The organism is Streptomyces sp. NPDC004788 (assembly GCF_053601115.1).
The window spans coordinates 23,307-36,153 of sequence record NZ_JBSGBF010000049.1 but is presented as its reverse complement, the minus strand read 5'-3'; the positions used below and the strand labels follow the sequence as shown (position 1 = coordinate 36,153).

The 12,847-nt window shown below is 71.5% G+C and carries 12 protein-coding genes; 8 read left to right on the top strand and 4 right to left on the bottom strand.

From position 1 onward, the window contains the following. Window positions 1-170: 170 nt before the first annotated feature. The 6 genes from ACWEJX_RS21805 (at window position 171) to ACWEJX_RS21780 (ending at window position 6,401) form a co-directional block, all read left to right on the top strand. Window positions 171-1,424, top strand: coding sequence for a hypothetical protein (locus ACWEJX_RS21805; protein WP_451609074.1), 1,254 nt, complete (start codon window positions 171-173; stop codon window positions 1,422-1,424). Window positions 1,425-1,501: 77 nt separating this feature from the next. Next, entirely contained in the window at window positions 1,502-2,113 is a 612-nt protein-coding gene (locus ACWEJX_RS21800; RefSeq protein WP_451609073.1) for a TlpA family protein disulfide reductase, read from the top strand. A gap of 27 nt (window positions 2,114-2,140) precedes the next feature. After that, complete coding sequence (locus tag ACWEJX_RS21795; protein WP_451609072.1) at window positions 2,141-2,884, top strand: cytochrome c biogenesis CcdA family protein; 744 nt, start codon at window positions 2,141-2,143, stop codon at window positions 2,882-2,884. Window positions 2,885-2,894: 10 nt separating this feature from the next. After that, entirely contained in the window at window positions 2,895-4,655 is a 1,761-nt protein-coding gene (gene resB / locus ACWEJX_RS21790) for a cytochrome c biogenesis protein ResB (RefSeq protein ID WP_451609071.1), read from the top strand. Then, on the top strand, window positions 4,652-5,746 hold the full coding sequence (gene ccsB, locus ACWEJX_RS21785) for a c-type cytochrome biogenesis protein CcsB (RefSeq protein ID WP_451609070.1): 1,095 nt from the start codon (window positions 4,652-4,654) through the stop codon (window positions 5,744-5,746). The genes resB and ccsB overlap by 4 nt, the downstream gene beginning before the upstream one ends. A gap of 121 nt (window positions 5,747-5,867) precedes the next feature. Continuing rightward, window positions 5,868-6,401, top strand: a complete 534-nt coding sequence (locus ACWEJX_RS21780; protein WP_451609069.1) for an SRPBCC domain-containing protein — start codon at window positions 5,868-5,870, stop codon at window positions 6,399-6,401. A 37-nt stretch (window positions 6,402-6,438) separates the two neighbouring features. Here the strand turns inward: ACWEJX_RS21780 and ACWEJX_RS21775 are convergent, their stop codons facing one another. The 4 genes from ACWEJX_RS21775 to ACWEJX_RS21760 form a co-directional block, all read right to left on the bottom strand. Beyond that, entirely contained in the window at window positions 6,439-7,992 is a 1,554-nt protein-coding gene (locus ACWEJX_RS21775; protein WP_451609068.1) for an ABC transporter substrate-binding protein, read from the bottom strand. 4 nt (window positions 7,993-7,996) lie between these two features. Continuing rightward, on the bottom strand, window positions 7,997-10,093 hold the full coding sequence (locus ACWEJX_RS21770; protein WP_451609067.1) for a hypothetical protein: 2,097 nt from the start codon (window positions 10,091-10,093) through the stop codon (window positions 7,997-7,999). A gap of 106 nt (window positions 10,094-10,199) precedes the next feature. Further along, entirely contained in the window at window positions 10,200-11,120 is a 921-nt protein-coding gene (locus ACWEJX_RS21765) for an isopenicillin N synthase family dioxygenase (protein WP_451609066.1), read from the bottom strand. Between the two features lie 32 nt (window positions 11,121-11,152). After that, window positions 11,153-11,425: a GntR family transcriptional regulator gene (locus ACWEJX_RS21760; protein WP_451609065.1), complete on the bottom strand. Its 273-nt coding sequence runs from the start codon at window positions 11,423-11,425 to the stop codon at window positions 11,153-11,155. Between the two features lie 160 nt (window positions 11,426-11,585). Here ACWEJX_RS21760 and ACWEJX_RS21755 point away from each other — a divergent pair, with 160 nt between their 5' ends. After that, complete coding sequence (locus tag ACWEJX_RS21755) at window positions 11,586-11,921, top strand: hypothetical protein (protein ID WP_451609064.1); 336 nt, start codon at window positions 11,586-11,588, stop codon at window positions 11,919-11,921. Further along, window positions 11,918-12,265, top strand: coding sequence for a hypothetical protein (locus ACWEJX_RS21750; RefSeq protein WP_451609063.1), 348 nt, complete (start codon window positions 11,918-11,920; stop codon window positions 12,263-12,265). Before ACWEJX_RS21755 ends, ACWEJX_RS21750 begins: the two co-directional genes overlap by 4 nt. Window positions 12,266-12,847: the final 582 nt, after the last annotated feature.

The following is a 12,847-nucleotide window of genomic DNA, read 5'->3' as shown; positions in this document are numbered from 1 at the left end:
CCGGCCCTCCTGGCTCATCATCAAGGCGGTCGTTCGTTCGTGTCCTGCACGGGCGAACGACCGCCTTGAAATTATTGTGCTATTTCCCGGAACCTCCGAGTTCCTCCCGGCATCTCACTGGATGTCGGTTGCGTCGTTGTATTGCGGGATGTGGGGATCGGATGCGCGGGATGGGGCAGGTCAGCCGGAGGAAGCTCCTCGGCGCGGGCGTCGGGGCGGCCGCGGCGCTCGGGATCGCCGGGTGCAGCACCAACGGCCCGGACAAGGGCGGCCGTTCGGGTTCGGGCAAGGACGGGAACGCGGACGGTGGCCCGGACGGTTCCGCCACGCCCACGCAGAACGACGGCAAGCCCATCGGTGACGGTTCCACCTCCGACACCGGAAAGCAGCCGAACCAGCCCGACGCCCCCGTGCCGCTGCAGCCCGGTCAGACCCCGCCGCAGTTCGTGGTGTTCTCCTGGGACGGCGCCGGCGAGGTGGGCAACGGCCTCTTCCCGCGCTTCCTGGAGCTGGCCAAGAACCACGACGCGCGGATGACCTTCTTCCTCTCCGGGCTCTATCTGCTGCCCGAGTCGAAGAAGGACCTCTACCGGCCGCCGAACAACCGCGTCGGCGCCTCCGACATCGGCTACCTCACCGACGAGCACGTCAAGGCGACCCTGAAGTACGTCCGCCAGGCGTGGCTGGAGGGCCACGAGATCGGCACGCACTTCAACGGGCACTTCTGCGGCGGCTCCGGCTCCGTCGCCCACTGGACCCCGGCCGACTGGCAGAACGAGATCGACCAGGCGATCGGCTTCGTGACGAAGTGGAAGACGAACAGCGGCTGGACCGACCTCGACGCGCTGCCCTTCGACTACGCCAAGGAGCTCGTCGGCGGCCGCACCCCCTGCCTGCTCGGCCAGGACAACCTGCTGCCGACCGCCAGGCGGCTCGGCTGGCGCTACGACGCCAGCTCGCCGGGCGGCCGCCAGATGTGGCCGGTCAAGCGGAAGGGCATCTGGGACTTCCCGCTCCAGGCCGTGCCCTTCCCGGGCCACTCCTTCGAGGTCCTCTCGATGGACTACAACATGCTCGCCAACCAGTCGAAGAACACCACCAAGGGCATGCCCTCCCGCTACCCGGGCTGGCGCGAGCAGGCCACCGGGGCGTACGTGTCGGGCTTCAAGCGCGCGTACGAGACGAACCGCGCGCCCTTCTTCATCGGCAACCACTTCGAGCAGTGGAACGGCGGCATCTACATGGACGCCGTCGAGGAGGCCCTGAAGCAAATGGCCGGGAAGAAGGACGTCCGGCTGGTCTCCTTCAAGCAGTTCACGGACTGGCTGGACGTGCAGGATCCGAAGATCCTGGCGAAGCTGCGTACGCTTGAGGTCGGGCAGTCGCCGGCGGGTGGCTGGAACACATTCCTCAAGACGGCTTAGGTTTTCTTGACAAGGGGCTTTACGGGCACGTAGGGGGGCGCCCAAGATCCCCGAAGCGCCCATGCGAAACTTTTCACATGAGCCTTAGCCGCGCCCCTCGTCGCGCCCTGCTGGCGGTCGGAACCCTGGCCGCCGCGCTCGCGCTGACCGCATGCAGCTCCGATTCCAACGGCAAGTCCGGTGGCGGTGGCGGCACCAACTTCGTGACCAACACGGGCGGTATCTCCACCGTCGCCAAGGGCGAGCGCGAGGCGGCCGGCAAGCTCGCCGGCGAGACGGTCGACGGCAAGCAGCTGGACGTCGCCGACTTCAAGGGCAAGGTCGTCGTCCTCAACGTCTGGGGCTCCTGGTGCAGCCCCTGCCGCGCCGAGGCGCCGCATTTCGCCAAGGTCGCCAAGGAGATGAAGGCCCAGGGCAAGGCCGTCGAGTTCGTCGGGATCAACACCCGCGACTTCGAGAAGACCAAGGCCGTCAACTTCGAAGCGGACTACGGGATCACGTATCCCAGCCTCTTCGACCCGGCCGGAAAGCTCATTCTCAACGGATTCCCCAAGGGCACCCTGAATCCGCAGGCCATTCCGTCCACCATCGTTCTCGACAAGGACGGAAAGATCGCCGCGCGCTCCCTCATGGCGCTCGACGACACCAAGCTCCGTTCCATGATCGACCCGCTCCTCGCCGAGAAGTGACCGGGAATCGGAAACGGGGAATGTGACGTGGATCCCAATCAGACGGTGCTGAGCGGCACCCTGCTGCTCGCGCTGCCGATCGCCGCGCTCGGCGGGCTCGTCTCCTTCTTCTCGCCGTGCGTGCTGCCGCTCGTCCCCGGCTATCTGAGTTACGTGACCGGCGTCACCGGCACCGACCTCGGCGAGGCCCGGCGCGGCCGGATGACCGCGGGCGCGGCGCTGTTCGTGCTCGGCTTCTCCACCGTCTTCGTCTCCAGCGGGGCGCTCTTCGGTTTCTTCGGCTGGACGCTCCAGGAGCACCGCGACACCCTGACCACCGTCCTGGGCGTGCTCATGATCCTCATGGGCGTGTTCTTCCTGGGCCTCATGCCCTGGTTCACCCAGCGCGAGTTCCGCTTCCACCGGAAGCCGGTCGCCGGGCTCGTCGGCGCGCCGCTGCTCGGCGCGCTGTTCGGCATCGGCTGGACACCGTGCATCGGCCCGACGCTCGCCGCCGTCAACGCGCTCGCCGCGCAGGAGGCCAGCGCCGGCCGCGGGGCGATGCTGACCGTCGCGTACTGCCTCGGTCTCGGGGTGCCGTTCATCCTGACGGCCGTCGCCTTCCGCAAGGCGCTCGGCGCGTTCGCCTGGGTGAAGAAGCACTACACGTGGGTGATGCGGATCGGCGGCGGCATGATGATCGTGACCGGCGTCCTGCTGCTCACAGGCGCATGGGACACCATGGTCTCCACGATGCAGAGCTGGTCCAGCGGTTTCACGGTGGGGATCTGAGAGTCACGGGATGAGCAACACAGACACGACAGAGCAGCGGGAGACCGACCTCGGCGAGGCCGGCGCCCAGCTGTCCACCGCGCCGCAGGAGTCCGCCGAGGACACCGTCATCGGCGGCCCCACCCTCGGCGTCATCGGCTGGATCCGCTGGTTCTGGCGGCAGCTGACGTCCATGCGGGTCGCGCTGATCCTGCTCTTCATGCTGTCCCTCGGCGCGATCCCGGGCTCGCTCATCCCGCAGAACAGCGCGGACGAGCTGAAGGTGCGGACCTTCAAGGAGGCCCACACCACCCTCGCGCCGATCTACGACAAGATCCAGTTCTTCGACGTCTACAGCTCGGTGTGGTTCTCCGCGATCTACATCCTGCTGTTCGTCTCGCTCATCGGCTGCATCCTGCCCCGCACCTGGCAGTTCGTCGGCCAGCTGCGCGGCCGCCCGCCGGGCGCCCCCAAGCGGCTCACCCGCCTCCCCGCGTACACCACCTGGCGCACCGAGGCCGAGCCCGAGCAGGTCCGCGAGGCCGCGCTGCGCATCCTCAAGGGCCGCCGCTTCCGCGCCCACACCGTCGGCGACGCCGTCGCCTCGGAGAAGGGCTATCTGCGCGAGGCCGGCAACCTGATGTTCCACGTCGCGCTCATCGTCATGCTGGTCGCCTTCGCCTGGGGCCAGCTGATGAAGTCCGAGGGCGGCAAGCTGATCGTCGAGGGCGACGGCTTCTCCAACACGCTCACCCAGTACGACGACTTCAAGTCGGGCTCGCAGTTCAGCGTCGAGGACCTGCCTCCGTTCAGCTTCAAGCTGGACGAGTTCACCGGCACGTACGAGAAGAACGGCCCGCAGCGCGGCACCCCGCGCACCTTCGAGGCGGCCGTCACGTACTCCGAGGGCGGCGGCCCCGACAAGAAGTCGGTCATCCGGGTCAACGAGCCGCTGGAAGTCGGCGGCGCGAAGGTCTATCTGATCTCCCACGGGTACGCGCCCGTGGTCACCGTCCGCGACGGGCGCGGCAAGGTCGTCATGCACGAGCCCGTACCGATGCTGCCCTTCGACAACAACGTCACCTCGTCCGGCGCGATCAAGGTGATGGACGGCTACCGCGACAAGAACGGCAAGAAGGAGCAGCTGGGCTTCTCGGCCCTCTTCGTGCCGACCTTCGCGGGCGCGGGCAAGGGCTCGATGTTCTCCCAGTTCCCCGCGCTGGAATTCCCCGTCCTGGCGGTCACCGGCTACCACGGCGACCTGCGCGTGAACTCCGGTCTGCCGCAGAACGTGTACCAGCTCGACACGTCCAAGATGAAGCAGTTCAAGGTCCAGGGCGGCACCGGTGTCGCCAACCGGCTCCTGCCCGGCGAGACCATGAAGCTGCCCGACGGCGCCGGCTCGATCACCTTCGAGAAGGAGATCAAGGAGTGGGCGAGCTTCCAGGTCACCCAGCAGCCCGGCAGCGGCCTCGCCCTCACGGGCGCGCTCGCCGCCATCGCCGGTCTGGCCGGCTCGCTCTTCATCCAGCGCCGCCGGGTCTGGGTCCGGGCGGTACGGGGAGCGGACGGCGTCACCGTCGTCGAGATGGCGGGCCTGGGGCGGAGCGAGTCCGCCAAGCTGCCCGAGGAGCTGGCCGAACTCGCGGTCCTGCTCAACGCCGAGGCGCCGACGGCGCCGGAGCCGGGACCGGAATCCGCTGATGCGGCGGAAGAACCCGCCGAGACAACTGCCGAAGAGGCACCCGCCACCGAGGCACCTGCCGAAAAGTCCGAAGGGGCTGAGAAGTGATCCTCGCCGCCGCGACCAACGAGAGCCTGGCGCACACGAGTAACTACCTCATCTACTCGTCGATGGCCGTCTACACGCTGGCCTTCCTCGCGCACATCGCCGAGTGGGTGCTGGGCAGCCGCAGCAAGGTCGGCCGCACCGCCGCCGCGCTGACCCCGTCCGCCGCCCAGCCGGCGGCCGCGGCCCCGGCCGTGACCGTGCAGGTCAAGACGGCCGGCGGGGGCACGGCCGTGCTCGACAAGCCGAAGGTCGTCACGCGCTCCGCGGCCGGCGTCCGGGACGTCCCGGACGGCCCCGGCGCGGCCGGCGGCACCGAGAAGGGCGACCTGTACGGCCGGATGGCCGTCTCGCTCACCACGCTCGCCTTCCTCATCGAGGCGGCCGGCGTGGTCGCCCGCGCGCTCTCCGTGCAGCGGGCGCCATGGGGCAACATGTACGAGTTCTCGATCACCTTCTCCACGGTGGCGACCGGCGCGTACCTGGGCTTCCTGGCCGCGAAGAAGAACATCCGCTGGATGGGCCTGCCGCTGGTGACGACCGTCCTGCTCGACCTCGGTGTGGCCACCACCTGGCTCTACACCGCCAGTGACCAGCTGGTTCCGGCCCTGCACTCGTACTGGCTGTGGATCCACGTCTCCACCGCCATCTTCTGCGGCGCGGTCTTCTACCTCGGCGCGGTCGCCACCCTGCTCTACCTGTTCCGCGACTCGTACGAGAACAAGCTCGCGACCGGCGGCGAGCCGGGCTCCTTCGCCCGCTCCGTCCTGGAGCGGCTGCCGGCCGCCGCGACGCTCGACAAGTTCGCCTACCGGGTCAACGCGGCGGTCTTCCCGCTGTGGACCTTCACGATCATCGCGGGCGCGATCTGGGCCGGTGACGCGTGGGGCCGTTACTGGGGCTGGGACGCCAAGGAGGTCTGGTCCTTCATCACGTGGGTCGCGTACGCCGCGTACCTGCACGCCCGGGCCACGGCCGGCTGGAAGGGCCGCAAGGCCGCGTACATCGCGCTGATCGCCTTCGGCTGCTTCCTCTTCAACTACTACGGCGTCAACATCTTCGTGAGCAGCAAGCACTCGTACGCGGGCGTCTGAGCAGCGCTCTGAGTTCGCTGAGCGGCGTTCCGAGCCCACTGAGCAGCGCTCTGGGTCCGCGGCCGGACGGCCGCGGGCAGCTGGGCTCGCGACCGAAGGGTCCCGGGGTCACGCTGGAGGTATGAGCGAGATACCCCGGGGCCGGGCCGAGACCCACGACATCGACGAGCACCTGCTGCGGTACGTGGTCGACCTCCCGCACCCGATGCCGATGGTCTGGGCGGCCGTCGCCTCGCCCGAGGGCCTGCCCTCGTGGCTGTGCGCGGCGGACCCGCTGGAGCCCCGGCTCGGCGGGCGCGTCACGCTCCGCTGGCTCAACGGCGACACGGTGGTGTCCGGGCGGGTGACCGCCTGGGACCCCGAGTACGTGGCCGAGTACACGGTCGGCCCGCCGCACGGCCGGATCCGCTTCCACCTGGAACCGGGCCGGCCGGACGCGGCCGGGTCGACCGTGCTGCGTTTCACGGCGGACTTCCACGGGACGCGCGAGGCCAAGCTCGACATGCTGGCGGGCTGGCACGACCACCTGGAGCGGCTGCGGGACGCGCTGGACGGGCGGCCGACGGACTGGCGCGACTGGACCGACGCGCGGTGGCGGCAGCTGCGGGAGGTGTACGCGCGGGACGAGGCGCCCTGGCCGGCCTGGGAGCCGTGAACCCGTAAGGGGCCGCGAGCCCCGAACCCTTCAGGGCTCACCCCTTGCGTGGCGGCAGGCAGCTCGTCGTCGGCGGTGCGCCCTCCGGCCAGGCGATGGCCACGAAGCGCTGGCTGCCGTCCTGCGCCAGCTCCACGATCGGGACCGCCTTGTTGTACGGGTTGCCGTAGTTGTCCAGGCAGATCCAGCCGCCCGCGCCCTCCACCCGCAGCGACCCCTTGACCTGCGGCCACTGGGTGCGGACGTCGGCGAGCTCCGGATAGGCGGCGTTGTCCGGGGTGGCCTGGCGGATGGCGTGGACGGCCAGGGCCATGGCGTCGTACGCGACGATGGCCTGCCCGTCGGCGAGCGCGACCGGCCCCGCGGAGGCGCGGGCGATGTCCGTCACGAAGGTCTGGTACGCGACCGTCGAACCGCCCGTCGCCGGGACCGACCGGCCGGGCGCGGGCAGCCAGGCGTCGGGGTGGGCGAGCGACGCGTACCGGACGGTGAGCCGGTTCTTCAGGGCCCGCCGGTCGAGCAGCTTGTCGGCCCCCAGGTAGGAGCCCTCGTCGCCGGTGAGGACGGTGAAGGAGCGCTCGGCGCAGCCGCGGGCGCCCAGCGCGTTGATGAACTGGCGCAGCTGGGTGTGGCGGCCGGCGAAGAAGACGGTCTCGGCGCGGGTGTCGCAGATGAGGTGGGTGATCTGCCGGAAGGTGTTGGCGGTGTTGCCCTCGTCGGTGGGGTCGGCGGGCGAGGTGAAGAGCTGCGGCTCGTAGGGGGCGCCCTTGAGGGAGGCGGCGAAGGCCGACTTGAGGGTGTCGGTGTAGTGGTCGCCGTTGCGGGTGTCCTGGACGAGCAGCGCCTTGCCGGCGTTCACCTTGCCGAAGTGGGCGAGCGCCTTGGCCTCGTCGCTGTTGGTGGGCGAGACCCGGGCGAGGCCGGGGTAGCGGTTGTGGGCGGCGCCGGGGCCGTCGGCGATGTCGTCGGCGGTGATGGTGGTGCCGACGACGGCGATGCCCGCGCCGGTGAGGGCGGCGACGGTCCCGCGTATCGCGTCGGACGAGGTGGCGATGCCGGTCACCGCACGCAGCCGGTGCGGGGCGTCGGTCATGGACGTGAGCTGACCGGCGACGCTCTGCCAGTGGGCGTTGTTCTTGCCGCTGTTGGCGAGGACCAGACGGATCTTGGGGGTCTCGCTGTTGGACTCGTGGTTGGCGCGGTACTGGCGGGCGTAGGCGCCCTGCACCTCGCGCAGCACCTTGACGCGCATGCCGGGGTCGGTGGAGGTGAAGGGGAGCAGGACGGCGACGGTGGCGTACTCGTCGGGCTTCAGCGTCGCGTTCTCGGCGCCGATGCGGCCGGCGATCTCGGCCAGGTCGGGCATCCCGAAGGCGTAGCCGTCGCCGGCGGTGGCGACGCCCACGCACTCGTCCGAGTCCTGCGGGCGGGCGACGCCCGGCGCGCAGGAGCGGTTCTCCGGCGTGGTCATGGACTTGATCCCGTACCCCAGCGGCACGCCGACGACGACCAGGGCGATCAGCGCGGCGACGAGCTTCTGCCGCGGGGTGTAGAGGAATGTGCGGAGGAAGTTGCTCAGCCGGTCGGCCATGACCTCAGACTCCGTCCTCGCGGTCGCGGCCCGGCGGCAGCGTGAGCCGGCGCCAGGCGTGGATGTCCTTCGGCCAGTGCGTGGCCGCGTCCCACAGGGGGCTGTTGCCCGTCAGATGGCGGCCGGAGAGCTGGCGCAGCTCGTGCGCCAGCTTCTCGGTCACCTCGCCGTCGGGCAGGGCGAGCGGATCGGTGAGCAGCCATACGGCGTGCAGCAGGCGCCGTACGGACAGGTGCAGGGCCTTGCCGTCGGCGTTCAGCCCGGCGGGCAGGGCGTCCGGGGTCTGCCGGCGGGACTCCTGTCCGAGGGCGACGGCCCGTCGCGGGTCGGGCCCGGCGGGCCGGCCCGTGGCGTGCGGTTCGCGCGGGTAGGGCGCGGAGGCGATGAAGCGGAGCCGGCCCAGCCAGCCGAGCACGTCGGGCTCGGGGAAGGTGGTCCGCAGATGGGTCACCGCGTTCTCCACCCGGCCCAGGGCGAGTTCGTGGTAGAGCCGGTACGGGCGGGTGGCGTCCTGGTCGTAGTGCCGGTGCAGGGTCTCGTGGACGGCCCGCCAGGCCGCGTGGCGCGGGTGGTCGGCGTCGTCGAAGCGCAGCCGGTGTAGCAGCAGCGCGCGCAGCAGCGGGTCGGCGACGAAGTGCTCGGGGCCCTCCGCCCAGTCCTCGGCGCGCAGCAGGTCCCGTACCCGCAGCGCCATGTCGCCGTCCCGGGACTCGGTGTGCAGCCGGGTGCGGGCGAGCAGCCGGGCCGACTCCTCGTCATGGGCGGCGGCGAGTACGGTGAACGGCTCCAGGCGCGGCTGCGGGAGCAGCGCGCCGAGCAGCGCGGGCACGACCGGCACCGGCCGGGCGTCCTCGCGCAGCTCCACGGTCAGGTCGAGCAGCGCGCCCGGGGTGAGGCCGGGCCGTTCGGCGCGCGGCGCCTCGGCGGCGGCCTGCCCGAGCAGCGTCACGCCGAGCGGGCGGCCGCCGGTGAGCCGGTGCACGCCGCGGGCCAGGTCGGCCGGGGTGCGGCCGGACGGGTCGAGCCGGTCGAAGGCGGCCTGCGTCTGGGCGGGCGACAGCGGGGTGAGCGCGACGGCGAGGATCCCGGAGGTGATGTCGCCGCCGCGCGGCGCGGGCGCCCGGTGCGTGGTCTCGGGCAGCCGGGTCCGGTGCGCGTGGCGCATGCCCTCGTGGTCGTGCACCCGGGAGGTGGCGAACACCACCACCTTGTCGCGGCGGCCCTCGTGGCGGGCGCGCAGGACCGGTTCGACGAGCCGGCGGCCCAGCTCGCCGTGCGCGTTGTCGAGCAGCAGCACGGGCCGGCCGCGGCGGGTGCCGGCCCGGATCAGGCCCTTGTACGCCTGGCCGAGGTCCTCGATCAGGGCGTCGACGAGGAAGTCCTCGGCCTCCTGGCGGCGCCGGCCGCCCTGCGCGAAGTCGATGGCGAGCTGCTGGAGGCCGGCCTTGCCGCGGCCGCCGGCGTTGCGGTACGTGCCGTACCAGCCCTCCGACTTCTGCTGGACCCGGCCGAACACCTCCTCCAGGACCGTCTCCACGGTCGCCTCGGCGAGCAGCCCGGCGAGCGGGGCGGCGGTCTCGGCGAAGGTCGCGGCGAGCTTGGTGAGCACCTTGGTGACCCAGTTCGTCGCCGCGCCCTTCGTCGCGTCGACGGTCGAGAGCACCGGCCCGAGCCGCTGCAGGTCCCCCTGCGCCCGCTCCTCGTCCTCCCGTGTCCAGCTGATCGACGCGACCGCGACGAGGCCGAGCGAGAGCCGAGGGAACTTCACCGGCCGCGCCCCGGTCACCTTCGGCGACAGCTGCACCGCCAGCTCGGCGAGCGCCCCGGTCAGCTCGGTCCACCCCGGCCCGTGGTCGGCGGGCGGCTCGATGTGCGCGCAGTCGACGAACGCGAGCGGCGTGGCGCCCCTGTAGGTGTTGCGCAGCTGCTTGAGCAGCGCGGTCTTGCCCATCCCGCGCCCGCCGGTGAACACCACGACCGGCGGGTCGTCCCCGTGCTCGTACCGGACGGCCCCGAGCCGCTCCCCGTCGAGCCCGACCAGCCGCGCGGCGAGCCCGGTGCGATGGAACACCGCCTCGCGGCCGTACAGGACCCTGTCCACTCGACACCCCCCGCATCCCAGCAGACGTGCCCCGTCACATCCTCAAGTCCAGGATATCGAGCGGGAGTTGGAAGGGGTGCGGCTTTACGGTGCGGAATTCATCGGGTTATCCGGCTGTGATGGCGTCAAGTTGGGCGCGCAGGTAGGAGTGCGACTCGATGCCGTGGATGATGGTGCCGGGGTCGCACTCGTAGAAGTAGACCAGCGACATCAGCTCCTCGGCGGGCGCGTCGGCGGGCGGCGGCAGCACCCGGTGGCGCCCGGACCGCCAACGCCCGCCGGTCCAACTCGCCATGAGATCCCCGATGTTGACGGTGAAGGCGTCGGTGTCGGGGTCGAACGGGGCGTCCTGCCAGCCGCCCTCGTCCGAGTACACCTGGAGCCCGCCCTTGCCGGCCTGCCGGTCCAGGATCGTCACCGTGCCGAAGTCGGTGTGCGGCCCGATCCTGAACTGCCCGGGCTCGGGCGGGCCGACCCTGTCCTGCCCGGGGTACCAGTTGATGTTGAACCCGAAGGTCGGGTGCCCGGTGTGCCGCGTGAAGAAGTCGGCCCCCTCGCCGAGCGCCTGCCCGAGCAGGTCCAGGACCCGGTCCGACAGCGCCCGCATCTGCGCCAGGTACGCCTCGACGAGCGGCCGGAGCTCCGGCACCTCGGCGGGCCAGACGTTCGGCAGGAACCACTCGGCGTCCACGGCCGCGTCCCCGGTCGGCTCCTCCGCCGCGAAGGAGAGCGACTCCTTGAGGTCGGGGGGTGTTGCCGTCCCTTCCGCGTACGCGTTGGCCTCTGCCCCGGGCCCGAGCCAGCCGCGCCCGCCGACCTTCACCGCGTACTTCTCTTTGGTGGGGGAGGGGAGGTGGAAGAACGCGCGGGCGTGGGTGCGGATGGCGGCCCGGAGGACAGGGTCGACGCCGTGGCCGCTGACCAGCAGGAAGCCGGCCTTGCGAAGGGCAAGGTCGACGGCGGGGAGCTGGGGGGTCGGGGGGCGGGTGAGGTCGATGGTGGGGAGGCTGGCGTGGGGTGGGGTCATGGGGGGGAGGTTTCCCCGGTGGGGCGGTGGCGTCACTCCGTCTCGGGAGGCAGCGGGGTGACGAAGGAGCCCTTGCCGCGCACCGTGATCACGAGCCCGCGCTCGCGCAGCTCCTGGGTGGCACGCCGGGCGGTGAGGCGGGCGACGCCGTACTCCTCGGCCAGGCGGTGCTCGGAGGGGATGGGGCGATCAGGGGCCAGAGCGCCGGAGGCGATCTGCTTGCTGATGGCGTCCGCGAGCTGGACGTAGAGAGGGGTGGCGCTCTTCGGGTCCAGGGGGCCACTGGGGCCGGAAGGTTCGCTCATGTGTCCAACGTAGAGCGATGCGCAACTCCACGATCGGATGGATCTGTCTGCACTTGTATACCGAGGGCTGTAGACAACTGCTAGGTTCGCGCAACGAAGACCCCGGCGAGGTGGCTAGACCTCCCGGGGCATGGCCACCAACTAAGCAGGAGTTGATGACGTGCGGAACACTATCGCGCACCCACTGGGCCGGGTCCTGATTCCCGCCCTCCTCTGGCTGTTGATGCTGACCCTGCCGCCCACGGGCAGGCACCGCCCCCGCCCGGCGCCGCCGGCCTCCGCGCCGCGTCACCGTGTCCCCGCTCGGCGCCCGCGCTCCCCGTACGCCCGGGAGCAGGCGCTGCTCCTCGACGGCGCGCGGTCGCCGCTCGCGCGGCCCTACGTGTCCGGGCTCGCCGCGCGAGCGGCGCAGCGCAGGCGTCGGCGGGCGTTGTGGCTGGCCACGGTCGGCGTCGACATCGACCAGCGGAACATCCATGCCGGGAGCGCCCGATGAGCCGTCCGGGCCGTTGCGGGGCCCGGCGGCCCGCGATCGCCGTCGTCGAGGTGATGCGGCCCGTGTGCGCGGGCTCGGTCTGCGTGCTGCCGACGGGGCACGACGGCCCGCACCGCGACCGCGCCGGAGACGCGTGGTGGGTGACGCCGGAGATCGCGGACGCGGTGAGCGTGTCGCTGCTGGCCCACGCGCTCGGGGCCGCGCCCGAGCCCGAGTACCAGTCACCACGTTGCGTCGTCGGCCTCCACGCCCGCTGCCGGGACCACGTGCCGCGTGACTCGGGCGTACCGGGCGTCCGCTACCTGGTGTGCGGGTGCGTCTGCCACGTGGCCGGGGAACGGTAGGCGGTCGGAGCGGGCGGCCTGGGATCGGCAACGTGCGGCCGCCCTCTCTCCGAGTGTGGCCCCCTCCGCCACCGCGTCAAGGGCGCTCCTTCGTCGCGTCGCTGCGCGATGGGCTGCGCCCACCCTTGACCCGGTGGCTCCGGCGGCCTTTTCACACTCGGAGGGCGGCCGGGGGGCGGGGCCGCGCGGAGGTCCGGGTATCGCTGCCGCCGTTGGCGGTCTGTCGGGCCGGTGGTGGGTGGGCTTCGGGTATCGCTCCTGCTTGAGGGCTTGTGCTGCCCGGTGGGTGGGGGCTGGGTTTGTGGCTGGGGCGGGTGGGTGCGTATCCGCCGTCCCGGGGTGCGCGGACGTGGAATGGGGCGCCTGATCCCGGCTCAGCGGGCATCTGCCGCCGTTTGGTTGGGGTTCATGCCCCGCTGGTCACTCCCGGGGGTGTGGGCGGTGATCGGTCCCGCCGTGGCGAGCCCTTTCCCCGCCATGGCCTGTCCCAAGTCGTCTCTGGAGTCACAGGAGTCCTCTTCTGTCCCACCAGGGCCGGGGATTTCGCACACTGGCGGGCGAAGGGTTCGGAAACCCCGGCCG

What these genes read in the sequence shown, in the direction of transcription:
- ACWEJX_RS21750 (WP_451609063.1), top strand. Translation starts at nt 11,918, where the DNA reads ATGAGCCGTCCGGGCCGTTGCGGGGCCCGGCGGCCCGCGATCGCCGTC.
- resB (WP_451609071.1), top strand. Translation starts at nt 2,895, where the DNA reads ATGAGCAACACAGACACGACAGAGCAGCGGGAGACCGACCTCGGCGAG.
- ACWEJX_RS21760 (WP_451609065.1), bottom strand. Translation starts at nt 11,425, where the DNA reads ATGAGCGAACCTTCCGGCCCCAGTGGCCCCCTGGACCCGAAGAGCGCC.
- ACWEJX_RS21800 (WP_451609073.1), top strand. Translation starts at nt 1,502, where the DNA reads ATGAGCCTTAGCCGCGCCCCTCGTCGCGCCCTGCTGGCGGTCGGAACC.
- ACWEJX_RS21775 (WP_451609068.1), bottom strand. Translation starts at nt 7,992, where the DNA reads ATGGCCGACCGGCTGAGCAACTTCCTCCGCACATTCCTCTACACCCCG.
- ACWEJX_RS21805 (WP_451609074.1), top strand. Translation starts at nt 171, where the DNA reads ATGGGGCAGGTCAGCCGGAGGAAGCTCCTCGGCGCGGGCGTCGGGGCG.
- ACWEJX_RS21765 (WP_451609066.1), bottom strand. Translation starts at nt 11,120, where the DNA reads ATGACCCCACCCCACGCCAGCCTCCCCACCATCGACCTCACCCGCCCC.
- ACWEJX_RS21780 (WP_451609069.1), top strand. Translation starts at nt 5,868, where the DNA reads ATGAGCGAGATACCCCGGGGCCGGGCCGAGACCCACGACATCGACGAG.